At 44.8% G+C, this 23,029-nt stretch carries 22 protein-coding genes; 14 read left to right on the top strand and 8 right to left on the bottom strand.

The window, feature by feature from the left end; all coding sequences use genetic code 11:
* Nucleotides 1-89: 89 nt before the first annotated feature.
* Together FLM53_RS17125 and FLM53_RS17130 are read right to left on the bottom strand one after the other, a co-directional pair.
* Nucleotides 90-233, bottom strand: coding sequence for a hypothetical protein (locus FLM53_RS17125; protein ID WP_176678873.1), 144 nt, complete (start codon nucleotides 231-233; stop codon nucleotides 90-92).
* A gap of 10 nt (nucleotides 234-243) precedes the next feature.
* Nucleotides 244-1,137 carry a dihydrodipicolinate synthase family protein gene (locus FLM53_RS17130; protein ID WP_176678872.1) on the bottom strand — a complete coding sequence of 298 codons (894 nt, stop codon included), beginning with the start codon at nucleotides 1,135-1,137 and terminating at the stop codon, nucleotides 244-246.
* Between the two features lie 254 nt (nucleotides 1,138-1,391).
* On the opposite strand from FLM53_RS17130, the gene FLM53_RS17135 reads away from it, so the two are divergent.
* The gene (locus FLM53_RS17135; RefSeq protein WP_176678871.1) at nucleotides 1,392-2,267 is read left to right on the top strand and encodes a MurR/RpiR family transcriptional regulator; all 876 of its coding nucleotides are present in this window, start codon (nucleotides 1,392-1,394) and stop codon (nucleotides 2,265-2,267) included.
* Between the two features lie 63 nt (nucleotides 2,268-2,330).
* Here the strand turns inward: FLM53_RS17135 and nagA are convergent, their stop codons facing one another.
* On the bottom strand, nucleotides 2,331-3,506 hold the full coding sequence (nagA, locus tag FLM53_RS17140; protein ID WP_176678870.1) for an N-acetylglucosamine-6-phosphate deacetylase: 1,176 nt from the start codon (nucleotides 3,504-3,506) through the stop codon (nucleotides 2,331-2,333).
* A 259-nt stretch (nucleotides 3,507-3,765) separates the two neighbouring features.
* Between nagA and FLM53_RS17145 the strand changes: the two genes are divergently transcribed.
* The 4 genes from FLM53_RS17145 to nanQ are packed head-to-tail and all read left to right on the top strand — an operon-like array spanning nucleotide 3,766 to nucleotide 7,390.
* Nucleotides 3,766-4,473 carry an N-acetylmannosamine-6-phosphate 2-epimerase gene (locus FLM53_RS17145; RefSeq protein ID WP_176678869.1) on the top strand — a complete coding sequence of 236 codons (708 nt, stop codon included), beginning with the start codon at nucleotides 3,766-3,768 and terminating at the stop codon, nucleotides 4,471-4,473.
* A complete protein-coding gene (locus FLM53_RS17150) occupies nucleotides 4,470-5,354 on the top strand; it encodes an N-acetylmannosamine kinase (RefSeq protein ID WP_176678868.1) in 885 nt (294 codons plus the stop codon). Before FLM53_RS17145 ends, FLM53_RS17150 begins: the two co-directional genes overlap by 4 nt.
* An 18-nt stretch (nucleotides 5,355-5,372) precedes the next feature.
* Nucleotides 5,373-6,866, top strand: coding sequence for a sodium:solute symporter (locus FLM53_RS17155; protein WP_176678867.1), 1,494 nt, complete (start codon nucleotides 5,373-5,375; stop codon nucleotides 6,864-6,866).
* 56 nt (nucleotides 6,867-6,922) lie between these two features.
* Entirely contained in the window at nucleotides 6,923-7,390 is a 468-nt protein-coding gene (gene nanQ, locus FLM53_RS17160) for an N-acetylneuraminate anomerase (protein ID WP_176678866.1), read from the top strand.
* 59 nt (nucleotides 7,391-7,449) lie between these two features.
* On the opposite strand, the gene mpaA is transcribed toward nanQ, so the two are convergent.
* Nucleotides 7,450-8,199, bottom strand: coding sequence for a murein tripeptide amidase MpaA (mpaA, locus tag FLM53_RS17165; RefSeq protein ID WP_176678865.1), 750 nt, complete (start codon nucleotides 8,197-8,199; stop codon nucleotides 7,450-7,452).
* Between the two features lie 144 nt (nucleotides 8,200-8,343).
* On the opposite strand from mpaA, the gene FLM53_RS17170 reads away from it, so the two are divergent.
* From FLM53_RS17170 to FLM53_RS17205, 8 genes are all read left to right on the top strand, one after another.
* Nucleotides 8,344-9,969: an ABC transporter substrate-binding protein gene (locus FLM53_RS17170; protein WP_176678864.1), complete on the top strand. Its 1,626-nt coding sequence runs from the start codon at nucleotides 8,344-8,346 to the stop codon at nucleotides 9,967-9,969.
* A 170-nt stretch (nucleotides 9,970-10,139) separates the two neighbouring features.
* Nucleotides 10,140-11,042, top strand: coding sequence for a LysR substrate-binding domain-containing protein (locus tag FLM53_RS17175; RefSeq protein WP_123305859.1), 903 nt, complete (start codon nucleotides 10,140-10,142; stop codon nucleotides 11,040-11,042).
* Between the two features lie 84 nt (nucleotides 11,043-11,126).
* Nucleotides 11,127-12,011 (top strand): carbohydrate ABC transporter permease, encoded by an 885-nt coding sequence (locus tag FLM53_RS17180; RefSeq protein ID WP_017064953.1) that lies wholly within the window; start codon nucleotides 11,127-11,129, stop codon nucleotides 12,009-12,011.
* 23 nt (nucleotides 12,012-12,034) lie between these two features.
* Nucleotides 12,035-12,982: a carbohydrate ABC transporter permease gene (locus tag FLM53_RS17185; RefSeq protein WP_176678863.1), complete on the top strand. Its 948-nt coding sequence runs from the start codon at nucleotides 12,035-12,037 to the stop codon at nucleotides 12,980-12,982.
* Between the two features lie 6 nt (nucleotides 12,983-12,988).
* The gene (locus tag FLM53_RS17190) at nucleotides 12,989-14,269 is read left to right on the top strand and encodes an extracellular solute-binding protein (protein ID WP_176678862.1); all 1,281 of its coding nucleotides are present in this window, start codon (nucleotides 12,989-12,991) and stop codon (nucleotides 14,267-14,269) included.
* 122 nt (nucleotides 14,270-14,391) lie between these two features.
* Nucleotides 14,392-15,867: a CehA/McbA family metallohydrolase gene (locus FLM53_RS17195; RefSeq protein WP_176678861.1), complete on the top strand. Its 1,476-nt coding sequence runs from the start codon at nucleotides 14,392-14,394 to the stop codon at nucleotides 15,865-15,867.
* Nucleotides 15,857-16,591 (top strand): HAD family hydrolase, encoded by a 735-nt coding sequence (locus FLM53_RS17200; protein WP_176678860.1) that lies wholly within the window; start codon nucleotides 15,857-15,859, stop codon nucleotides 16,589-16,591. Before FLM53_RS17195 ends, FLM53_RS17200 begins: the two co-directional genes overlap by 11 nt.
* A 57-nt stretch (nucleotides 16,592-16,648) precedes the next feature.
* The gene (locus FLM53_RS17205) at nucleotides 16,649-17,779 is read left to right on the top strand and encodes an ABC transporter ATP-binding protein (RefSeq protein WP_176678859.1); all 1,131 of its coding nucleotides are present in this window, start codon (nucleotides 16,649-16,651) and stop codon (nucleotides 17,777-17,779) included.
* 145 nt (nucleotides 17,780-17,924) lie between these two features.
* On the opposite strand, the gene FLM53_RS17210 is transcribed toward FLM53_RS17205, so the two are convergent.
* Nucleotides 17,925-18,665: an amino acid ABC transporter permease gene (locus FLM53_RS17210; RefSeq protein WP_176678858.1), complete on the bottom strand. Its 741-nt coding sequence runs from the start codon at nucleotides 18,663-18,665 to the stop codon at nucleotides 17,925-17,927.
* A 124-nt stretch (nucleotides 18,666-18,789) separates the two neighbouring features.
* On the opposite strand from FLM53_RS17210, the gene FLM53_RS17215 reads away from it, so the two are divergent.
* Complete coding sequence (locus FLM53_RS17215; RefSeq protein ID WP_050651339.1) at nucleotides 18,790-19,566, top strand: transporter substrate-binding domain-containing protein; 777 nt, start codon at nucleotides 18,790-18,792, stop codon at nucleotides 19,564-19,566.
* A 75-nt stretch (nucleotides 19,567-19,641) separates the two neighbouring features.
* Here FLM53_RS17215 and FLM53_RS17220 read toward each other — a convergent pair whose 3' ends face one another.
* The 3 genes from FLM53_RS17220 to manA all read right to left on the bottom strand — a co-directional run bounded on the left by FLM53_RS17220 (nucleotide 19,642) and on the right by manA (nucleotide 23,006).
* Nucleotides 19,642-21,069, bottom strand: coding sequence for a fructose-specific PTS transporter subunit EIIC (locus tag FLM53_RS17220; protein WP_176678857.1), 1,428 nt, complete (start codon nucleotides 21,067-21,069; stop codon nucleotides 19,642-19,644).
* Between the two features lie 13 nt (nucleotides 21,070-21,082).
* Nucleotides 21,083-21,523, bottom strand: a complete 441-nt coding sequence (locus FLM53_RS17225; RefSeq protein ID WP_176678856.1) for a PTS sugar transporter subunit IIA — start codon at nucleotides 21,521-21,523, stop codon at nucleotides 21,083-21,085.
* A gap of 265 nt (nucleotides 21,524-21,788) precedes the next feature.
* Complete coding sequence (gene manA / locus FLM53_RS17230; protein ID WP_176678855.1) at nucleotides 21,789-23,006, bottom strand: mannose-6-phosphate isomerase, class I; 1,218 nt, start codon at nucleotides 23,004-23,006, stop codon at nucleotides 21,789-21,791.
* Nucleotides 23,007-23,029 lie beyond the last annotated feature (23 nt).

Consider the following 23,029-nt stretch of genomic DNA (forward strand, 5'->3'; position numbering starts at 1 on the left):
GGTGGTTTTAACTGGCGATTCAGGTTGCTGTTTCTATTGCATGCTGTCGGATAGCAATAAAGAGTGATGAGTTTCAACTCGATGAGTCTTCAGAGTTGTTGTAAAACTGTTCGAACGTCTTTGTCAATATCGATAGAGATAGAGATAGAGATAGAGATAGAGATAGAGATAGAGATAGAGATAGAGATAGAGATAGAGATAGGGAACAGGTAGTGACTTTTAGCCACTACCATATTTAGGGGGTTACTTTACAAAGTTTGCTTTGCGCATTCTTTCTATAACCGTTTCTTTTTGAGCATTGCTTAACGGTGTTAATGGTAGGCGAGGGTTGCCGGCATTTATATCGTGCAGTGCCATCGCTACTTTGCCCGCAGCGACTCCACCAAAATCAACCAACACTCTGATTAACTCAATAATACTGTCCATACCGCGGTTTACCTTTTCGATATCACCATTGTTAAAATCAGCGATGATTTCGTGGAAATGAGGAGCGGCATAGTTGTATGTGCTACCTACTGCGCTCTTAGCACCCAATGCAAGAGCTGCTGGTAGGAACTCGTCTACACCGAATGGGATGTCGAACTTGCCATCACACGCGCGCAGGCAGCGTTGGTATTCGTAAAGATCAGTACAGTTAAATTTTAATCCCGACAGATTTGGAATTCTTTTATCTGCGGCTATCAGAAATTGTTCCATATCCAGGTTTACGCCAGACATGCTCGAATGGTAGTAGTAGAAACCTTTAGATGGTGCAGCTGCTGCAATAGTTGCACAGTATTCAACGAGCGCATCAATTGAGCTAGGTTTAAAGAAACATGGACCGATTGCAGATGTTGCTAAAATGTCTAATGTTTCTGCGTGACGAGTTAACTCTAGGCTGTCTTCGATGCTTAGAGCTCCAGTGTGAATAATCAAATCCAATTGCTTATCAGCGGCTTGCACCCAGCGTTCTGCGATTGCTTTTCTTTCTGCAACACTACAATGAATACCTTCTCCGGTCGTACCACAAATGTAGGCACCAGTAACCCCATCTTTAATTAGATGAGCTGCAATTTTATCAATTTCTTGAAAGTTCACCTGGTTATTTTCATCAAATGGGGTATGGGGAGCGGCGATCAAACCAGTTAATTTTTTCATATTAAGAATACTCTTAGTCTTGAAGAATGTAACGCCATTTGGCGTCATACTGTACTTTATTTAAATATTATGGAGTTTTACTCCCTTGTATAGTTATTTTTGAGAAGTGTTAGAGTATATTCATGGAGTTGTGCACCAGATCAAAGTTTATGTTCGGAGTGTAATGACATACAATAGGATGCCTATTCATAGATATGAACATCACAACAATAGAAATATAGTGCGAAAGCAGAGTTTTTAAGGGTATTGATTAAATGGTTGGAAAAACAGATACACTTCGAGCAGGGAAAGTCCTTGATACTATAGGTAGTCTTTATGATAGCTTTACTCCAGCATCTAAGCGTATTGCTGACTTTGTTTTAGAGCAACCAAATGAAGTTTGCACACTTTCTATTGCTGAGTTGTCGCAATTAGTTTTGGCAGGGGACGCTTCGATTATTCGCTTTTGCCGTTCCTTAGGAGCTAAGGGATTTCATGAATTTAAAATGGCTTTAGCGATAGAACTTTCGCAGCGAGACGAAGCCGATGATAGTCTTTTTGACACCGATGTAACGGCGTCGGACAAACCTGAGGTTATTGGTAGAAAGCTACAGAAGACTATTGATAAGGTTCTTTCCGAGACTCTCAATTTACTGAACCTAGAAACACTCAACCAAGTGAGTGAATCGATAAAGCTAGCGAAGTCGGTTTACTTTTTAGGGGTGGGTTCATCTGGCATCTCTGCCGAGAATGCCAAATATAGATTTATGCGAATCGGCTTAAACGTTGATGCATTGACGACTAACCATTATATGTACATGAAAGCAGCATTACTTGCTCAAGGGGATATTGCTATTGGCATTAGTCATTCAGGCCAATCACAAGAAACGACCAAAGCACTCAAAATTGCTAAGCAATCAGGGGCAACTACGGTTGCTATTACTCACAACCCTCGCTCTTCTATTTGTGAATATGCTGATTATGTCTTGGTAAATGGAAACCGTCAGGGCCAGTTACAAGGGGATTCGATAGGGACAAAAATATCTCAGCTATTTGTACTAGATATGATCTATTGCTTGCTGGTCCAAGGTGATGAAAGCTATGCTCATGCTAGTAAACTTCGTACTACTCAAGCATTATCACTGGATTAGACTCCGGCGAAGTATTTAAGGCGCTATAGTCAATACCGCCTTAAATATTCAAGATTTTCGCTTCTAGAAATTTTTAACTAACTCTGTATTTTCATACTTGATTTTGCCCATTTGAATGGTTCTATGGACATCCAAGCCTTGATCGATAAGCGTTATGTTTGCGTAATATCCAGCCTCAAGTCGACCATATTTTTGATCTACTTTCAGAGCTTGAGCTGGGTACAGAGATGCCATATTTAGTGCTTGCTCCAATGACAGTCCGACCTTTTCAACAAGATTTTTCACACCTTGAATCATAGTGATAGCCGCTCCTGCTAGTGTTCCATCCTGATAGTGACAGCGCCCGTCTGTAACAAAGGCAGGAGTCCCAGCCATGTCATATTGCTTCATATCTGTTCCAGCCGGTGTAACAGCATCGGTAACCATAAATAACTTTTCACCTAATACTTGGTGTGCAATACGTACATTAGCGAAGTTAGAGTGAATGCCATCTACGATAATTCCTGCGTATAATTTTTTGTCAAAGATATAACCGACGGCTCCCGGTTCCCTAGAGTTAAAAGGACTCATTGCATTGTACAAGTGCGTGGCCATACTTAATCCTTCGCATTCATTGAGCTGCTCATATGTGGCATTGGTGTGCCCCAATGAAACGTAGATTTCAGCATCAGCTAGCGCTTTTATGTCGGCCTTCGCATTACATTCAGGAGCTAATGTCACCATTTTTATAATGTTTCGGTGCTTAATAAGGAAGGCTAAGCTTTGTTCATCTAATTGACGAATGAAATGTTCGTTATGTGCCCCTTTTTTAATATGACTAATAAAAGGGCCTTCTAAATGAAGACCTAAGATGCCTTGCTCTTCAGTTTCTATATTTTTTTCCATCAAATTAACAGCCAGTTTCAGATCGTCGATATCGCTTGTAATCAGCGTTGGGAGAAACTGGGTTGTACCGTACTGTAGATTAGTGTCGTTCATAATTTTCAGAGTTGAGTTGGATGGATTTGTGTTAAACAAAACCCCACCACAGCCGTTCAACTGAAGATCAATGAAGCCTGCACAGGCCAATAAGCCTTGTCCATCAACTTGTTCAAGAACCGCTGGCTGTGATTCAGCTGGGACAACCTCGGCAATATGATCGCCTTCGATAATAATGATGTGATTTTTAAGTATTTCAGTACCGTTAAATATATCGATATTGACCAGAGCATAACGGTTTGGAGTGCAGGTCTTTGTCATTGTAGTTCTCTTTAGGCTCTAAATTATTAAGGGAGTATCACTTCATTTGAAGTGATATTACATACCATTTTGGAGTTTAACTCCGTTGTTTTTATAATGGATATCATTTAAAGCCTTTTGTTTCACGGTTTTGTACGGAGATTAGACAAGTTTGTGACAAGGATCTTCCATTTTGTAATTTTATGTTGAAGTTTAACTCCATAGTGGCATTGTGGAGTTAAATTTCAATATTGAATATAACTATGGAGTATTCAATCTTATGCAAGTTAAGAAAGCCACCATTTTAAACACTCTTAGGAAAGGATTTGTCGCATCTTGTCAGCCTGTTGACGACGGTCCTATGGACAAGCCAGATATAGTAACTGCAATGGCAATTGCTTCTGTTATGGGGGGCGCGATAGCCCTGAGAATTGAAGGCGTTGAGAACCTTAGAGCGGTTCGCCCTCACGTTGCTGTACCTATTATTGGTATTGTTAAACGTGATCTTGATGATTCTCCAATACGAATTACGCCTTATCTTAAAGATGTTCAAGCGCTACATGAAGCAGGCGCAGATATTATTGCTATCGATGCCTCTGACCGTGTTCGTCCGGTTGCGATTGATACCTTGGTTGCTGAAATTCATAAACTCGGTCGATTGGCCATGGCAGATAGCTCTAGCTACATTGAAGGTATGTATGCCAAAGAGCTAGGTGTTGAAATCATTGGTTCTACACTGTCAGGTTACACGGGTGGCGTTATACCTGAAGAGCCTGATTTTGAGCTTGTTGAAAGGCTGAAACAATCGGGGTGTTTTGTTATGGCCGAAGGTCGTTATAACAGCCCTGAACTAGCACAACGTGCTATTGAATCTGGTGCTGATTGCGTAACTGTTGGATCTGCTATAACCCGTATTGAACACATTTGCTCATGGTTTGGTACCGCTGTGAGCGCTGGTCGCCAAGAAACTATGGAGAAAAGTGCATGAGTGTTTGTCTTGCTATCGATATTGGTGGTACGAAAATCGCAGCTGCGTTAATTGAATCAAATCACCTTTCACAGCGTACCCAAGTAAGCACGCCATCATCGCAAGCTCCATCGGCGATGAGCCAAGCACTTGATGATTTGATCTCTCCACTGATTGGGCAAGCTGACTATGTTGCAGTCGCATCAACCGGCATCATAAATGATGGCGTTTTAACTGCATTAAACCCTGAAAATCTTGGGGGATTAAACAACTACCCGCTAAAGACCACCTTAGAAAATATCACTTCTTTACCTTGCTACGTTATCAACGATGCTCAAGCAGCGTGTTGGATTGAATATCAACAGATCAATAGTGACATAACAGATATGGCATTTATCACTGTATCAACAGGAGTTGGTGCTGGCCTTGTTCTTGGTGGAGAGTTATTGGTGGGACGCCGCGGTATCGCTGGGCATGCAGGACACATGCAAGTAGATCCTGATGGACCTATATGCGGGTGCGGTCGTGTCGGTTGTGTAGAAGCAATTGCTTCTGGAACTGCGATAACTAAAGCGGGTAAAAAGCGTTGGGCATCTGTATCAACTGGAAAAGATATTCACGACAAGTGGATGTCGGGAAGTGACAACGCAAAAGCTATTTTCGAGCAATCAGCTCACGCTGTTGCTCAACTTATCTCAAACCTACGAATTACATTGGATATTGATGTCGTCACACTGGGTGGCAGTGTTGGTCTAGCAAGTGGCTACCTAGAGCTTGTTGAATCTGAACTTAATACAAACCCTAGAGTGTTTCGTCCTGAGCTGAAACTCGCCCAAGCCGGCGCTGATGCCGGTTTATTAGGTGCAGCTCATTGGGCTCATCAATATTACAAAAAAAAATAATTAAAGGTCTATAAAACGATGGAAGCAAATTCTTTTGGAACTCTGAACTACATAGTGCTCTTTTTATACCTTGCAGGTGTAATGGGGGTGGGTGTTTATTTTGCTCGCAGACAGAAGTCTGGTGATGATTATTTTAAAGCTGGTGGACGTATCCCCGGTTGGGCTGCGGGTATTAGTGTGTTCGCAACGACGTTAAGTTCAATTACATTTATGTCAATCCCTGCTAAGGCGTATACAGACGATTGGACATTCCTTATTGGTCAATACATTGCAATCGCTATTTTGCCGTTTGTATTTATTTACTATATTCCATTTTTCCGTCGTCTAAATTTGACGTCGGTATATGAATATTTAGAGAAACGGTTTGATCTGAAAATGCGCCTTTTCGGTAGTATCTCTTTCATGCTATTCCATATTGGGCGAATCGCAATTGTTACTTATCTGACAGCACTTGCACTTGTGCCATTTATTGACATGAATCCGCTGACTATCGTGTTTCTAATAGGCGTCTTATGTATCATTTATACCTTCCTAGGTGGTATTGAAGGTGTTATTTGGACTGATGTGATGCAAGGCATTATGCTTTCTGTGGCGGCTGTTGGTATTTTCATTGTGCTTTGTTTCAACGTTGATGGTGGATTAAGTGAAATCTTCACAATGTCGGCAGAGGCTGATAAGTACTTTCCTGCAGAGCAATTTCGTTGGAGTTGGTCAGAAGCAACAATACCAGTTCTCATGATCGGATTTTTCTTCTCAGTCTTACAGCAGTTCACAGCAAGTCAAGATGTGGTGCAACGCTATATCGTGACGGATTCAATTGAAGAAACAAAGAAAGCACTAATAACCAATGCAAAATTTGTTGCGTTCGTTCCTATATTCTTCTTTGCTGTTGGTGCTGGTTTGTATGCATTTTATACACAAAATCCAAGCCTATTATCAGATGATTTTAATACAGGTGGCATTCTACCATTTTACATTATTACTCAGCTTCCAGCGGGTATAGCGGGTTTGATTATCGCGGCTATTTTTGCAGCATCTCAGTCAAGCATTTCAAGTAGTTTGAACAGTATTTCCGCATGCTATACAAGTGATATTTACCACCGCCTAAGTAAAGATCGTCAAACAGAAAATACACTGCGTATTGGTCGTATTGTTACCGTAAGCTCTGGTTTATTAGGAGTCGCCACTTCCACATACTTGATCTTCTCAGAAGAGAGCCAAATTTGGGATGCATTTAACAGCTTACTTGGTCTTATGGGAGGGCCGATGACAGGTCTATTCATGTTGGGTGTGTTTATTCGTAACGCAACAGCGAGAAGTGCACTCATAGGGGTTATCGTTAGTGTAATCGCAACACTGTGTGCTCGTTACTTAACTGATTTAAACTTTTTCTTCTATGGTGCCATCGGGACGATGACTGTCGTAATTGTAGGCTACATTTCGGCACTGTTAATGAAAGAAGAACCTAAAGATGTAAGTAAAGAATTTGTTCTCACATCATCTAAAAAATAACAATTAATTCAAGCTCTCATTATGCAATGAGAGCATTGTAAAATGCCGAGGTTACAATGATTTTTGGACATATTTCTCAGCCTGATAAATGCGTAATTCCAGCGTCAATTTTGACGGCTTTAGAATTCCTAACCAGTAGAGACTTAGATAACTTGGAAACAGGTCGCCATGACATTAATGGTGACTTAATGTTCGTGAATGTGATGAGTTTTGATACGGCTCATGAGGATGAAAAACTAGCCGAAGTACATAAGGAATATATTGATTTACAGGTTCTGATTCACGGTGAAGAGAAAATCCAGTTCGCTTTAAAAAGTCAGCAGCACATAGCTGAAACTGAATACAATGCGAATGATGACTTTTATCTAGTGAGTTCAATGGATTCACCATCAAGCTTAGCTCTTACGCCCGGTTGTTTTGCTGTGTTTTTCCCAGAGCAACCCCATAAACCAGGTTGTTGTTTACAGCTTCCACAACATATAAAAAAAGCGGTTGTGAAAATACATAAGACACTTTTGTCCTAAGTTTAATATTAAAGTCGCCTCAAATTCTTTTTGGGGCGACTGATCTATGTGTCATTGATTCATTTTTTATCGTAGTGACCTGATTGGATCGTATACTCAATCATACTTCCCTCAAACCCCAACACCGCCACAAACGCATCCAAATATTGCTCTATCGTCAGATCCGCAGAAACAGGTGGCAGCTCTACGGTAATACACGGTAGGTTTCTTTCTTGGCACCAGGTGCCGAATGAGCCTGGGGTTTCGTAATCTACGTCTTCAACGAGCGGAAGGTTGAACTGTTTACCCAGCCAAGTGGCGAGTTCGGATTGAGCTGGGTCATCGACCATAGCGAGTGGTTCGTGGAAAGATATGACGAACTTAGGCTCTCGTTGTTCAATGAGTGTGATGAGCGATTGCACTTCAGGTTCAAGCTGATCGGCTTGCCCAGTTTTCACTTTTACATCTCTGACTGGTGTGTGGGAACTCCAGCGATAAACGGTGCCGCTCTCTGTCCAGTTTTGAGTTGGAAAGGCGCGGTTCAAATCGACTTGATTGGCGTTGGCACGGGTACCTAGCTGGTTGCCATCTGGGTTCATTGACAAGATCACATCATGTCGTAAGTTGGCTGCAGGCAAGCTTCTTAGCGCACAAGACAAACCTGCGATAGATGCGGTTTCATCGCCGTGTGTGCCCGCTAAAATCAGCCCGCGAGATTCGCTTTCTATTTGCGCGGGGAAGTAAAGTAAGGGTGCGCCCAATACTGACTTTCCATATGACAGCGGCTTTATTGAAAATGCAGCTCTTTCCGTTCTTGGAATTAAACTCACCTTTATCTCCTGATTGATCAAGTACTATCAAGTATTAACGATTACACAAACCTACTTAAATAAACTAAAGCGTTAAAACTCGTCAACAGTCGCATTGTTAATTTTATTACTTGCTTCAAAGATAGGCTAGGAGAGCAAAAACATATGGATTTTAAGAAACATTCAACGGCTTTACTCATTTCATCTCTATTGACCCCTTTTATATCAGTGACTGCCGTTGCTGACACATTGCCTGCGGGAACTTCTCTGGCGAAAGAACAACACTTAGTGCGCGCGAATGATGCAGAGGCTGCGACACTCGATCCTGCGAAAGCAGAAGGCTTGCCGGAAATGCACATTCTACGTGACTTGTTTGAAGGTTTAGTGATTCAAGATCGCGATGGCAATATCACCCCAGGTGTAGCGGAATCTTGGGAAACCGAAGACAACCAGACCTTTGTCTTCCACCTGCGTAAAGACGCGCAATGGTCGAATGGCGATCTGGTGACGGCCGATGATTTCGTGTATGCGATAAGACGAGCGGTAGACCCTAAAACGGCATCGCCAAATGTGTGGTATCTAAAGCTCACCAAAATCAACAATATTGCTGATGTGGCAGAAGGTAAGAAGCCGATTGAAGAGCTAGGCGTGTCGGCTGTTGATAAACACACGGTGAAGTTCGAACTCGATAGTAAAGTGCCTTACTTTGTGGCGATGACAGGCCACACATCCATGATGCCAGTGCACAAAGCAGCCTTAGAAAGTAGCGACAAGCCGTGGAGCGATCCTAAGCAATTTGTCGGTAACGGCGCGTTTGTGCTAGACGAATGGGTGGTGAACGAGCGCATTGAATTGAAGAAGAACCCGAAATACTGGGACAGTTCAGATACGTACCTAACCGAAGTGACATATATTCCGTTTGAGAACCAGAATGCCTCGATTAACCGCTATGCAGTGGGCGAGGTCGATATTACTTCGGACGTGCCGACACATATGGCGCAGCAACTTAAAACCAAATACCAAGATGCGTTTACCGCGGTGCCTTTGCTGTGTACTTACTACTACGCGTTCAATACAACACGAGCTCCGTTTGATGACGCACGAGTCCGTAAGGCTGTCTCTTATTCCATGATGCGTGACGTTATCACCAATGGTGTTACTCAGGTGGGCAACTTACCGGCTTATACCTTTGCTCATGAGTACACGGCTGGTTTTGATGCGACACAACCTGAATACAGCACGTGGACTCAGAAAGAACGTGATCAAAAAGCAAAAGAGTTACTGAAAGAAGCGGGCTACGATGCGTCTAATCCGTTGGACTTCAAACTGCTTTACAACACCAGTGAATCGAACAAGTCGATTGCAGTGGCGATTGCATCAATGCTGAAAGGCAACTTAGGCGCACAAGTCGAACTAGAAAACCAAGAGTGGAAGTCTTACTTGGTGTCACGTCGCCAAGGTGATTTTGATGTAATGCGCGCCTCTTGGTGTGGGGATTACAACGAAGCATCAACCTTCTTGAGCCTGTTGCGTTCAGGTTCTTCAGGTAACTTTGCTCGCTACAGCAATGACAAGTACGACGCAGCGATGGACAGCGCATTGGCCGCAACCAGCGAGCAAGATCGCCAAGGTTTCTATGACCAAGCAGAGCAATTACTAGCAGAAGACATGCCTATTGCGCCAATCTACTACTATATGCAGGCTCGCCTAGTGCGACCAAGTGTCGGTGGTTTTGCGAAGAACAATGTAGAAGGACGTATCTACTCTAAGGATCTCTACATCACAGAGTAATTGCGTTTGATTCACGCGGTGACACACTGCTAAAAATATGAAATAGAGAAAAGGGACGTTGATCATAAATATCTGATCAACGTCCCTTCGTCATTAATCTGTAACGGTAAGCGCAAAAAACTGAAACCTGATTGAAGTATTTTTCACTTTTATTTCAATCAGGTGAAGCCATGTTACCCCCTCTACGTGCCCTTGTTGCGTTCGAAGCTGTTGCCCGCCTCGGTTCTATTGGCGCTGCCGCGCGAGAGCTTTGTGTTACACAAGCTGCGGTGAGTCAGCAGCTTAAAAGTTTAGAAACCTTTCTCGATACCACGCTGTTTGAACGCAGCTCCAAAGGCGTAAAGCTGACGTCGGCTGCCCAGCATTATCAACCGATTGTTGCGGGTTCATTAGCACACCTGAAATTACAGACTCAAATCCTGTTCGGGGAAAAAGAAACCGATGTGTTGAGCCTGCGCGTTAATCACACCTTTTGCCATAACTGGCTGTTACCTCGCCTGCCATCTTTTTATCAAAAATACCCTTTTATCAGGCTCGATATTCAGCTTGTGGACTGGCCATCTACCAACCCTTGTCAGAATGTCGATATCGAACTGACCAACGGTAAGGTCGAAAGCGAAGACACTCATAGTGAGCGATTGTTTCAAGAGCATTGGCAGTTGGTGTGTAGCCCAGAATTTAAAAAACAATATCAAGACTCGTTGGCTGAACATGATTTTTCTGCTTTGCCGACCGTGCAAGTAAAAGGCTATCGAGAGAACTGGCTGCAATGGCTGAGTCACAACCAATTCGAGATGACTTTACCGAAGGTGCTGCTCGAAGTGAGTAACTCTTTGCACGCTCTAGAAGCGGTTAAGCATGGGATTGGCGTGCTGTTGGTGCGTTCGCTTGCAGTGTCTGAGTTGTTGGAAAAAAACGATCTTGTTCTGGCTACGGAATCTTCGATGCCTGCTGAGTCTGCCCACTATTTGATTACCAAACACCGACGCAGTGCCAAGGTGAATTTCTTTTGTGATTGGCTTTATCACCAGATGGAAGACGGTGAACTGGAGGAAAGATTTTCTAATGGGTAGCCATAAAAAAAATGAAGGACGCTCTTACTAACCTGTCACACAAACCCCTTAATTTAACCGCATACAAATAAGGACGAGGTCACCATGAGTGCTTTCTCAGAACCAATGAAAAACCGCTTAAAGGTACTGCTATTTACTGCACCGTTGTTGGTGCCACTGTTTACTTTTTGGCTCGTACCATTTGGTTATTCGATTTACATCAGCTTCACCGATTGGGATTACATCTCGCCAGATTATTCGTTCATCGGCTTAGAGAATTACGAGTACATGGTTGAGGACTACGAGTTCATCCAAGCGATGCTTAACACGTTTTGGTTCTCGGTCGGTGTGGTGATTCCCACCATTATTCTTGGCCTTGTGTTTGCCATGTTGCTGCACAAAAACTTCAAGGGCAGTCAGTTTTATCGTGCAGTGATCTTCTCACCTTGGATCACACCTACAGTCGCGGTGTCGATTGTGTGGTCTTGGGTATTTGAGACCAAATCAGGCTTGGCAAACCACTTACTGGAGTCGGCAGGGTTTAGCGCGATTCCATGGTTAGAGAACGGAAACACAGCCTTGATTGCGGTGATTATCGTGACAGTTTGGCAGGCGATTGGTTGGACGATGCTGTTCTACATCAGTGCACTCAACAAAATTCCAGAGTCACTGTATGAGGCGTCTTTGATTGATGGTTGCAGCAGCTTAACGCGCTTTTTGAAGATAACGCTGCCGCTGATTTCACCAACCACATTCTTTTTAGTGGTGGTCAATATTATTACGGCAATGCAAGCGTTCGATCAGTTCCAGATCCTAACGCAAGGCGGGCCGGGCGGTGAGACTCGTACCTTGTTGTACTTGTTCTACCAACAAGCGTTCGAACGTTACGAAATGGGACCTGCGGCCGCGACATCGTTAGTGATATTCCTGATTACTGGATTGCTGGCACTTATTAATACCTACATCGGCAAGCGCTGGGTGTACTACTAGTCGATTTTTGAAAGGACAGAATTATGACCACGCAAGTATTGGATGCGAACCAAGTATTAAATCAAAGAGTAGCTAAAGCCAAAGTTAGAGCCCAAACCAAAGCGACCAAATCAGAGATTGCGTCAAAGAAAGCTTCAGTGGATCGCCGTTCGTTTATCGCACTGGCGAAGCACCTGTTCTTGGCAACCTGCGGAACCATCATGGTGTTCCCGTTTTTATGGATGTTGTCTGGTTCGCTGAAAAGCAACGATGAGATCTTTGCTAACCCGCTGGACTTGATTCCAGAGCAGTTTCGCTGGGAAACCTTTGTCGAAACCTTTCACAGCGCGCCGTTTGGCTTGTACATCTTCAACAGTTTTAGCGTGGCTTTGTTCACGACCCTGTTGGTGATTGTGAATTCGGCGATGTTTGCATACGCGTTGACTCAGCTGAGGTTTCGTTCAAAGACAGTGCTCTATTTCATCGTGATGGGCTGTTACATGCTGCCGGGTGCAGTCACTTACATTCCGTCTTACATCACCTTGGCAAAACTGGGCTTGTTGGATTCACACATGGGCTTGGTGGCGTCGAACGCGGCGTCGGTGTTCGGTGTGTTCTATCTACGCCAAGTGTTTATCAAGGTGCATCCGTCGCTGATTGAAGCGGCACGAATTGATGGTGCAGGTGAGCTCAAAATCTTATGGGCAATCATCTTACCGCAATGCCGAGCAGCAGTCGCAACACTGTTCCTCATCACTTTTATTACCAATTACAACAGCTACATGTGGCCAAGTCTGGTGATTACGACTCAGGATTTAAACCTGATCGCTACTGGTATTCGTCACTACTTTATTGCCGAAGGTAACTATGGGTTGAACTGGTCGCAAATTATGGCGGCGAGCACCATTGCAGTATTGCCTTTGTTAATTCTATTCGTCATTTGTCAAAAGACGATTCTTTCAGGTATCGCCGATAACGGCGTAAAAGAGTAAACGGAAATGAAATTAAAAACTCTCGCACTAGTGTGTGCTGGCGCAGCAAGCGCGTCTATGTTCTCTAGCAGTGTTCTTGCCGCAACCGAAGTTAACTTTTGGTATTCCGGTGGTACTAAACCACAGCAAATGATGACTAAGCTCATCGAAGAGTTCAACGCGAGCCAAGATGAGTATGTGGTGAAGCCTGCATTGCAAGGTAACTACACGGAAACCTACCAGAAGCTGCAAGCTGGTTTAGCGTCGAAAACGGCACCTGAACTTGTGCTGTTAGATTCAGGCCGTGCGGAAGCGATGCACGGGCGTGGTCTGAGCCGAGACCTAACGCCGTTCATGGATGAAGAGTTCAATTTTTCTGACTTCATCGGTGCGTTCAAAGATCAAGTGACGGCAGACGATGGCACCATCATCGGTCTACCTGCTTACGGCACAACTCAAGTGTTCTACTACAACAAGCAAGTGTTGGCGGACAACGGTTTTACAGAGCAAGACCTAAACACATGGCAAGGTGTGGCTAAGGTTGCTGAGAAAGTCACACAGCGTGACGAGAAAGGTAACGTGACCTTCTACGGCTGGGAGCCGATGTGGGGTCAAGACAACATGATTGACGCGGCTTTCTCTAACGGCGCTAAGATCATCAGTGATGACGGCAAAACAGTGCTAATTGATTCAGCTGAATGGGTTGAGGTGTGGGACAGCTTCCGTAAGTGGATCCACGATGATCAAATCATGCGTATTCACTACGGTGGTCAGGGCTGGGAATACTGGTACAAAACCATTGATGACGTGATGAAAGACAACGCGTTGGGCTACACCGGTTCATCGGGTGACCAAGGTGATTTGGATTTCACTAAGCTTTCGGCAACCACACAACCGGGTTGGGGCTCAAACCCTTCTGCACCACAAGCAGGTGCGTTGGTTTACGTAATGCCAAAAGGCACAGACGAAGCAGCAGCAAAAGGTGCATTCGAGTTTGTTGAGTTCTACACCAACGCGAAGAACACGGCGGCATGGTCAATGTTCACGGGTTACATCCCAGTACGTAACAGCGTTTCTGAAGTACCAGAATATCAAGCGTTCACTAAAGATAACCCGCAAGCTCTGATCCCTTTGAAGCAAGCGAACACGGCGACCAAAGATTTCCTAGATCCTACCAACGGTAAGATCATGGATGCGCTTAAGGTGGCTGCAGACCAAATTCAAATCCAAAACGTGCCTGCTGACAAAGCGCTAAAACAAGCGGCTAAGAAAGCACAACGTGCACTAGACCGAGCGAATCGTTCTTAATCTGTAAAGTGGTTAGCTCTTGGCTATTAGTAACAAAGAGCGATTGACTAACAAAGGCCCATCTATTCGGGTGGGCCTCTTTTTGACCCAGTCCTTCAATTAGGACGAATTTGGTGAAGACAATGACCCAATTCCAAGGTGAGCTGCCGTTTGGCAGAGTACGTATCCCCTTTGATGTGCCAACAGGTTCTCACAGCGTAACCATTACTGGCACGACGGTGAAAAAAGGATTTTTATACGCGGCAGCCTACGATGCCAACCAAGCATTTCGTGGCAAAGTGTTGTTTGAAAAGGCGCACAAGTCACTCACTATCCAACCGCAGAACTCAGGGCTAGGCGCGATTGATGGTGTGATTCCATCGGGCGAGTGGTTCTTAGAGCTTTATAACCTTGAAGGCGAATTTCGCACCGAGCGCGCGATGCAATATCAAGTCGATGTGCTTTGCTCTGATGAGTCAAACACTGATGGAGTTGAGAGCGGGCTAGAACTAAACCCAACAGTGACAAGCGAACACGATATCGAGTTTGATTACGGCCACATGCTGAGTTCTGATTCTCGCTGGTATCGAGGTGATTTACACGCTCACACTCAGCTTTCTGATGGTCACAATACCTTGGCTGCGGCTAAAGAGATTGTGGAATCACAAGGCCTCGATTTCTTCTTCTTCACTGAGCACAACATTTGCCAGCCGAAGCTACCTGTATCCAATCAGTGTTTGTTCTTACCGGCGTTAGAAGTCACGACCGATCTCGGGCACTTCAATGTGCATGGCCCAGTCAAGTCTTTGGACCTTAGAGACGTTGAACACAGCAGCCAAGCGACCATGGAAGCGGGATTGAGCTTAGCTAAAAGTGGACACAGTTCCCTTGGCATTAATCATCCTATGATGAAGCCGTGGCATTGGCATTACGATCAAGTGGATCTCAGCCAAGTGTCTACTTTTGAAGTGTGTTGTGACCCAACTTGGTCGACCTCTCCGAAAGCGACCGAAGAGGCGCTATTGGTTCTCAATGAAATGTGGAATTGCGGCCAGAGGGTTACAGCGATTGGCGGCAGCGATTCACACCTTGAGCCCCATGAACGCAATCCAAAGTCGGATGAACCTTCTATCTATGGCGACCCATCAACTTTCGTATACAGCCATGGCTTGAGCGGCGAAGGCATCTTGTCTGGTTTGCGTAATGGGCAAGTTTATCTAGAGCGCCGTTGCGGCTTGAAGTTTGATATCAACTTAGGTGATTTACTGCCGGGCAACGACTCTCAAGGCCAACCACTAACATATCGAATTGCGGTATCTGATTCAGAAAACCCTTACTACGCAGAGTGCGTGGTGGATGGCGAGGTTGTTGAACGAATCGCTCTGAATGATGAGCTGCAAAGTATCCATATTGATGAGGGCTACCGTTGGTGCCGAGTGGATATTCGTCGCGGAGAGCTTTCTTCAGCACTAATGAACAGTACTAACCCTGCATCTGACGAACGTGAGTTTGAAGGCTGCATCAACGCCGTATTCGACGGCAAACAACCAGAATTTAACCAACCCTTAGTGCGTACTTGGGGAGAACTAATGGAGCGAATGAGCCGTTATGAAGTTTAAGGCGATGTTATTTGATAAAGACGGCACATTGTTAGAGTTCCACAAGATGTGGCTTAACGTTTCTCGTGGTGCTTGTGAGCGTGTGAAATCTTACAGTGACCAGCATCAAGGTAATCAAACTGTCACACCTGCTGAGTTACTCTTGGCCATCGGCGTGGAAGGTGATGTGGTTGATAACTATGGACTATTAGCCTCAAACCCAGTGGAAGATACCGCGACAGCGTGGTTCAACATGCTGCAACCTAATGTCTCGCTTACAGAGTTTACTAAGGTGACCAAAGCGGCTTTTAATGACGAAGTGGAAGAGAATCCAAACTGGATTGAAGCCCTGCCGGGAGTGGCTGAAAAGCTGGGTCTGTTTAAACAGCAAGGCATGATTTTAGGCATCGCGACCGCAGACACTAAAGACTCAACGATCTACACACTAGAGCAATCGGGTTTGAGCGAGATGTTTGATTATGTCGGTTATTCTGATGGTGATATCGAACCTAAGCCAGCGCCGGCACTGCTCAATGCATTCTGTGAAAAGTGCGGTATTGAGCCACATGAAGTGATCATGTTTGGTGACACGGTTTCGGATATGGAATTTGGCCGTAACGCAGGCGCAAGCAATGTCGGTGTGTTAACTGGCACAGCTCAACACAGCGAGTTAGAGCCAGTGGCGGATCTGGTTATTGCATCGGTTGCCCACTTTGAGCTCAATCAACTGCAAGAACGTGGCTAAAACGTTTCACGACAGATTGCAAAGATAGTATTTAACGAATTGATTTAAGGACAGGTTATGGCTGAAGTCACACTGAGAGGGGTAGAGAAAACCTACCCAAATGGTTTTAAGGCCGTGCACGGTGTCGATCTGAATATTCGCGAAGGTGAGTTCATGGTGTTTGTTGGGCCGTCTGGCTGCGCAAAATCCACCACACTTCGTATGATCGCAGGCCTTGAAGATATCTCAGAAGGCGATGTCTACATTGGCGATAAACGTGTAAACGAATTGCCACCTAAAGATCGTGGTATCTCGATGGTATTTCAGAACTACGCGCTTTATCCGCACATGTCGGTGTACGAAAACATGGCTTTTGGTCTTAAGCAACAGAAGCTGCCAAAGCATGAAATCAATGAGCGTATTGAAGACGCAGCCAAGACTCTCGATATCGAACACCTGCTAAATAATAAGCCGGGTGAAATGTCGGGTGGTCAAAGGCAGCGTGTGGCTCTAGGCCGTGCGATGGTGCGTAAGCCAGATGTGTTCTTGTTTGATGAGCCTTTGTCTAACTTGGATGCAAAGTTGCGTGTTTCAACACGAGTCAGCATTGCGCAGCTGCACAACAATCTTAAGCAAGAAGGGCAGAACGCCACCATGATCTACGTGACACACGATCAGGTGGAAGCCATGACTCTTGGCGATCGTATCTGTGTATTGAATCAAGGCGAGATCATGCAGGTCGATACGCCAATGAATCTGTATCAATACCCAGCAAACAAATTTGTCGCAGGCTTTATTGGTTCGCCAGCGATGAATCTTCTTAAGGTGAGATTGGATGAGATTGACGGTGTGATGAACGTGGTCTCTGAAAGTGGTACTCGTTGGACGCTGCCACAAGATAAGCAAACAATCGCTCGTGAAAAGATGGGTGATTGGGTGTGGTTTGGTGTTCGTCCAGAACACATTCAACTGGCTAATCACGATGCACCATTATCTGAGGTGAATACTCAAACGCACAGGCTTGATGTGGTTGAGTCGATGGGCAATGAGCTGTATCTCTACTTCAAATTGGGTGCCGATAAGCTGGTGGCTCGCGTGCCTTTCGATGCTGCTCGCACGGCAAACAGTGGCGAAGAGACAGTGCTTCACTTCAACACTTCACAGTGTCACCTGTTTGATTTAGAGACAGAAGAAGCACTGACTGAATAAGTCGATGTGTCGAAGAGTCAAAATAAAGAAATCCCCGCTCAGATGAGTGGGGATTTTTCTTAGGAGGAGTATCAACAGGAGCTCGGGACTGTACCCGAGGCTTTTTTGTTGGAGATAGCTAAACACTCTTGAGGGTTAGAACCATTTAATGGCTCGGAATCGCAATTCTTTTTTCTAGCCAACGAACCGCTTGTGATACGACCAAAATAAGAACAAGGTACTCCAAAACCAGAAACGTATAGATCTCTAAAGGTAAATATTCGTTCACCACCAGCTCATTTGCTCGTCTTGTTAAATCACTCAAACCAATCACACTCACTAGCGAACTCATCTTGAGGATATAAACAAACTGATTGCCCAAGGGCGGCAGTATCTGACGGAATGCCTGCGGTAGGATAACGAATCGCATTTTTTGCCAATAGGTTAATCCCAAGGATTTGGCCGCTTCATGTTGGCCACGATTAATCGCTTGAATCCCCCCACGGAACACTTCTGCCATAAAGGCGCTCTCGGCAATGGTCAATGCGATTACCCCTGCCCAGAAGTGGTTCAAAGAGACATCGAGTAATGTCGGCATTCCGTAATACACCCACAATAGCAATACCAATACAGGGATAGAACGCATCACCTCTACGTAAAGTCGATTAATCCCCCTGAGTATTGGAGAACTAGAAAGCGCTGGAAAGGCGACCAATAGACCCAGAGCCATAGCAAAAAACATGCTTAGCAACGAAACCTGAATAGTCTCGCTAAAACCAGCCATCAAAAACTGAATGTTAGTTCGCCCCTGCTCCGTCGACGGGTCGAGTACATACCATCCCCATTGGTAGTCTGAACATCCTGTCAGAAACAGCAGAGAAACTAGCGATAAGTGACGATAGTTCACATTTACTCCCAAAAACTCCATTTGTTATTGCTATGTTAACAACCAAATCTGTTTAATGGTTAATAATTAAGAAGAATATCTACATTCATCACTTAGAAATCAGCATTCTTTGAAGGAATAAAAAATGAAGAAAAGCTTAATTGCATTAGGAATGTGCTTACTTGCTTTTACACAAATTGCACATGCACAAAGTCGTTTGCAGGAGATACTCGATGCCGGAGTTCTTCGCGTTGGTACAACTGGGGATTGGAACCCAATGACAATGAAGGATCCAGCGACCAATAGCTACCGCGGCTTTGATATCGATGTCACAACTGAGTTGGCTAAGGACCTAGGCGTTAAAGTGGAATACGTCGCAACAGACTGGAAAACCTTGGTGAATGGCATCACAGCCAACAAATACGACGTGACTGGCAGCGCATCGCTCAACATGTCTCGAGCAAAAGTCGCTGGGTACAGCCAACCCTATTTCTATCTGGCTTTCGTCCCTGTTGTGCAAAAGAAAGACATAGAGAAGTTCTCTGATTGGAGTGACTTTGACAAAGCAGAAATCAAAGTTGCCGCCACGCTCGGCACAGTACAAGAAAAAATGGTGAAGGACTTTTTCCCATCGGCACAACACATCGTGATTGAAGCGCCAGCACGGGATTTCCAAGAGCTTTTAGCTCGCCGCGCCGATGTCTCCGTGACTTCAAACGTAGAGGCTGCAACCTTAGTCGAGAAGTTTAAACAACTCGCGATAGTTCCGGTGAAAGAGCCACGTAAACCAACTCCAATTGCGATGCTACTACCACAAGATGATCAGGTTTGGATTAACTACATTAACCACTGGGTTGAATTGAAAAAGACGCAAGGTTTCTTCAAGCAAACCGCTGAGAAGTGGGGACTGAAGAGCATGTAACGAGCTCATAGAGAAGAGAAAAATAGAGCCCTTAGGGGGTAGGGCTCTAGAGTTAGGAGCTAACTTGACGTTGGGTTATGCGACGACCAGTGTTGCGGCTTTCTTCATCGCTTCTTTGGTTGAGCACTCAATCACGTTCGCATTGGCAAAGCGGTGTGCGTCTTTCACTTGAATATCGTGAGCCAAGATAACCAGCTTCGCGTTCGCTACATCTAGGTCGGTGATGCGGTTTTGGATACCGTTTTGACCTTGTGTTTCTACCTTAATCTTAAGGCCTGCCGCTAAGCCTGCTTTTTCCAGTGCTTTCGCTGCCATGAAGGTGTGTGCAACACCAGAAGGGCAACATGTTACAGCTACGATGTCGTACTCACCTTCGCCTGCAACAGGTGCTGTTTGAGCTTGAACTGGCGTCGCTTCAACCATGTCTTCTTCTGTTTCTACTGCGACTGGTTTCCAGAAGCCAACGATAACGGCTGTGGTTAGCGAGCCAAGCGCAATACCGACCACGTACATTGGAATATTGCTTGATACTGGCGCTGTGATTAGGCCGCCCCACGGTGCGTGCAGTAGAACGTCTGTCATGAAGCCAAACACACAACCCACGATACCACCAGCAACGATTGAAGGAAGTACGCGCATTGGGTCGTTCGCTGCGAACGGGATAGCACCTTCAGAGATACCGATAGAGCCCATGATTGCAGCCGCTTTACCTGCTTCTTGTTCTTGTTTAGAGAACTTGTTTTTGAATAGGAAAGTTGCCAATGCCATGCCTAGAGGTGGTGTACAAATTGCGATGCCTACGCCACCCATTAGCCACGGTTGTGTGTCTACTTGAGTTTGAGCAAATAGGGTCGCTACTTTGTTGATAGGGCCGCCCATATCAAACGCAGTCATACCGCCAAGGATTGTGCCCAGAACCATCTTAGACGCGCCAGCCATTGAAGCTAGGAACTCGTTCATTGAAGACATGAACAGTTTGATTGGCTCACCGATGCCCCACAGTACGATACCTGCAGAGATTAACGTACCTAGAAGCGGGTAGATGAAGTAAGCACCTAGCGCTGTCATGTTGGTAGAAAGTGGGATCTTCTTAAGTTGAAGTACAACACCACCGGCGATAAAACCTGCCACGATACAGCCAAGGAAGCCGCCGCCCATATCTGCCATGATGCCAGAAGAGATCATCGCTGGTGCTAGTGCTGGTTTATCTGCAATTGAGTAACCAATAAAGCCGCCAAGAATGATTGGGAAAAGAACAAGGCCCTTGATACCGATGTTAGAGATGTCTGCCAGCAAGCCGTCTGCTGGAACCGCACCTTTACCTGATGCCATTACCGCCAAAGCCAACAGGACACCACCGGCTACGATGAAAGGCAGCATGTGTGATGTACCGAAAAGCAGGTGACCTTTCATGGTACTAAGGATTTTTTTATAGTCGCTACTACTATTTTTATTATTAGAATTGCTACTGGTATTCGTAGCTTGATTTGCTAGGGTGCTCATAATTTTCTACGCCTTATGAATTAATTAAAATATTAAGGATTTGATGTTCATCTTTTGCGTTATGGATATTTTGGATAAATTCATCACTGAACTTCCCAAATAGTTCTTGTAGTACATAAATATGATGGTCAGCACCGTTGTCTGGTGAAGCAATCATAAAAAATACGGTTGGATTAATGCCGTCTTCATCGCCATACTCAATGCCTTCTCGTTTAACACCGACAGCGATTGCTGGCTCTGTTACCGCCTTGCTTTTTGAGTGTGGGTAAGCGATGCCGTCCATTGAGGTGATGCTTTGAGATTCACGAATTTCGATGTCTGCCAAGAAGGCTTCTTTATTACTGATTCGGTTGTTCTCAAATAACATTCCTGCCAATTCTTCAAACAGTTCTTTTTTATTATTCGCTTGAAGTTTGTTATTAATTAAGTTGACGTTAGTTAGCTGTGTGATCATTTATTAACTCATTCACTATTGAAGTTCTTGAATTAAAATTAATGGATTAACTCGATTCGTGAAATAGCAAATAAAAGCCCTTCACTGTACATTTGTATCCAGCAAAATTAAGTGTGATTTGCATCATTCATCCAGTGTGAGATGGGTCATATTTGATGGTGTATTTCGGTGCTGAAATAGCTTTCTTTGGGAAGAAAAGAGCTGTAGGAACAAAAATGCCCCGCAAAAGCAGGGCATGGATAGTGTGTGATTAGTGGTGATGGATCTAGCTGTAAGCACGCGCTACGCGTCCAGCGCAGTCCAGTTTGTAGCTCTCAGCATAAGCGGGAATAAACACCGACTGGCCTTTCTCAATTACGCAGGTTTCACCACATTGATGAGTGAGCACCATAGATTCATCGAGCGGCAATAGGATCTCGGCACCTTCGGTGGTGATCTTTCTCTGGTGAGAGTTCTGCACGATAGAGAACTTAAAATCTTCGACTGGAATTTCGTATTCCATCACATCACCTTGCTCAATTGGGCTGAGCAGTAATCTATCCGCAGGCTTTTCATTAAACCGAGTACAAGAAACCAGTTCATTCACGTCCATGTACTTAGGCGTTAACCCGGCACGCAGCACATTGTCTGAGTTCGCCATGATCTCTAGACCTGTCCCTTTGATGTAAGCGTGAGGCGTTTCTGCATCAAGATACATGGCTTGCCCCGGCTTTAAGGTAATCACGTTCAATAGCAGCGGAGCGAACAGGCCGACATCACCTGGGTATTGATCTTCCAGTTCTGAAATCAATTTGAATACACGTTTATCAGAAAGCTTGGCCTTCATGATCAACATGGTAAGCGCCATTCCTTTTTGTTCACCTTCCAGAGACAGTAAGCTGGCAAAAAAGCAGGCTAAGCCATTGGGTGTTTGATCGCCCGCGAGATCGTTAACCATCGAATGCAACTCAGGAATATCGAGGTAGTGGAAGTGCTCAAGGATCTCGCTGATTGACCTAAAGCCATTCATCGCCGTGTAGTCGGTTAGGGCGTATACCAGTTCTGGCTTGTGATTAGGATCCTTGTAGTTGCGGTTGCTTGCTGTCATCGGAATACCTTGCTGTTCTTCTAGTGCATATCCAGATTCGGCTTGTTGCTTGTTTGGGTGAACTTGAACAGAAAGTGCTTTCTCCGCCGCTAACACTTTGAATAGGTACGGCAGTTCGCCAAAACGACTCGCCACTTTCTCGCTTAAAAATAAGTTTAAGTTCTTAGAAATCAAGCTCGATAATGTGGTCTGCTGCCCGTTGTCAGTGACCATAGAACAACCATTCGGGTGAGCCCCCATCCAGATCTCCGCTTGCGGTTCACCAGATTGGTTATCAATACCAAACAGTTGGCTAAACGAAGAAGGGCTACCCCATGCGTAGTTTTTAATCACGTTAGTCATAGGGTAGAAAAAGCGTTGTACGAACGAGTCGTTCGCTAAAGAAAAATCAGACATCGAAATCACCATGAAGGGAAACA

Origin of the sequence: Vibrio sp. Scap24, assembly GCF_013394185.1 — a bacterium.
In the GTDB taxonomy this organism is placed as follows: Bacteria; Pseudomonadota; Gammaproteobacteria; order Enterobacterales; family Vibrionaceae; genus Vibrio; species Vibrio pomeroyi.

What these genes read in the sequence shown, in the direction of transcription:
- FLM53_RS17155 (WP_176678867.1), top strand. Translation starts at nt 5,373, where the DNA reads ATGGAAGCAAATTCTTTTGGAACTCTGAACTACATAGTGCTCTTTTTA.
- FLM53_RS17170 (WP_176678864.1), top strand. Translation starts at nt 8,344, where the DNA reads ATGGATTTTAAGAAACATTCAACGGCTTTACTCATTTCATCTCTATTG.
- FLM53_RS17175 (WP_123305859.1), top strand. Translation starts at nt 10,140, where the DNA reads ATGTTACCCCCTCTACGTGCCCTTGTTGCGTTCGAAGCTGTTGCCCGC.
- FLM53_RS17130 (WP_176678872.1), bottom strand. Translation starts at nt 1,137, where the DNA reads ATGAAAAAATTAACTGGTTTGATCGCCGCTCCCCATACCCCATTTGAT.
- FLM53_RS17220 (WP_176678857.1), bottom strand. Translation starts at nt 21,069, where the DNA reads ATGAGCACCCTAGCAAATCAAGCTACGAATACCAGTAGCAATTCTAAT.
- FLM53_RS17190 (WP_176678862.1), top strand. Translation starts at nt 12,989, where the DNA reads ATGAAATTAAAAACTCTCGCACTAGTGTGTGCTGGCGCAGCAAGCGCG.
- nanQ (WP_176678866.1), top strand. Translation starts at nt 6,923, where the DNA reads ATGATTTTTGGACATATTTCTCAGCCTGATAAATGCGTAATTCCAGCG.
- FLM53_RS17215 (WP_050651339.1), top strand. Translation starts at nt 18,790, where the DNA reads ATGAAGAAAAGCTTAATTGCATTAGGAATGTGCTTACTTGCTTTTACA.
- FLM53_RS17125 (WP_176678873.1), bottom strand. Translation starts at nt 233, where the DNA reads ATGGTAGTGGCTAAAAGTCACTACCTGTTCCCTATCTCTATCTCTATC.
- FLM53_RS17185 (WP_176678863.1), top strand. Translation starts at nt 12,035, where the DNA reads ATGACCACGCAAGTATTGGATGCGAACCAAGTATTAAATCAAAGAGTA.
- manA (WP_176678855.1), bottom strand. Translation starts at nt 23,006, where the DNA reads ATGTCTGATTTTTCTTTAGCGAACGACTCGTTCGTACAACGCTTTTTC.
- FLM53_RS17195 (WP_176678861.1), top strand. Translation starts at nt 14,392, where the DNA reads ATGACCCAATTCCAAGGTGAGCTGCCGTTTGGCAGAGTACGTATCCCC.
- FLM53_RS17200 (WP_176678860.1), top strand. Translation starts at nt 15,857, where the DNA reads ATGAAGTTTAAGGCGATGTTATTTGATAAAGACGGCACATTGTTAGAG.
- FLM53_RS17150 (WP_176678868.1), top strand. Translation starts at nt 4,470, where the DNA reads ATGAGTGTTTGTCTTGCTATCGATATTGGTGGTACGAAAATCGCAGCT.
- FLM53_RS17145 (WP_176678869.1), top strand. Translation starts at nt 3,766, where the DNA reads ATGCAAGTTAAGAAAGCCACCATTTTAAACACTCTTAGGAAAGGATTT.
- nagA (WP_176678870.1), bottom strand. Translation starts at nt 3,506, where the DNA reads ATGACAAAGACCTGCACTCCAAACCGTTATGCTCTGGTCAATATCGAT.
- FLM53_RS17205 (WP_176678859.1), top strand. Translation starts at nt 16,649, where the DNA reads ATGGCTGAAGTCACACTGAGAGGGGTAGAGAAAACCTACCCAAATGGT.
- FLM53_RS17180 (WP_017064953.1), top strand. Translation starts at nt 11,127, where the DNA reads ATGAGTGCTTTCTCAGAACCAATGAAAAACCGCTTAAAGGTACTGCTA.
- FLM53_RS17135 (WP_176678871.1), top strand. Translation starts at nt 1,392, where the DNA reads ATGGTTGGAAAAACAGATACACTTCGAGCAGGGAAAGTCCTTGATACT.
- FLM53_RS17225 (WP_176678856.1), bottom strand. Translation starts at nt 21,523, where the DNA reads ATGATCACACAGCTAACTAACGTCAACTTAATTAATAACAAACTTCAA.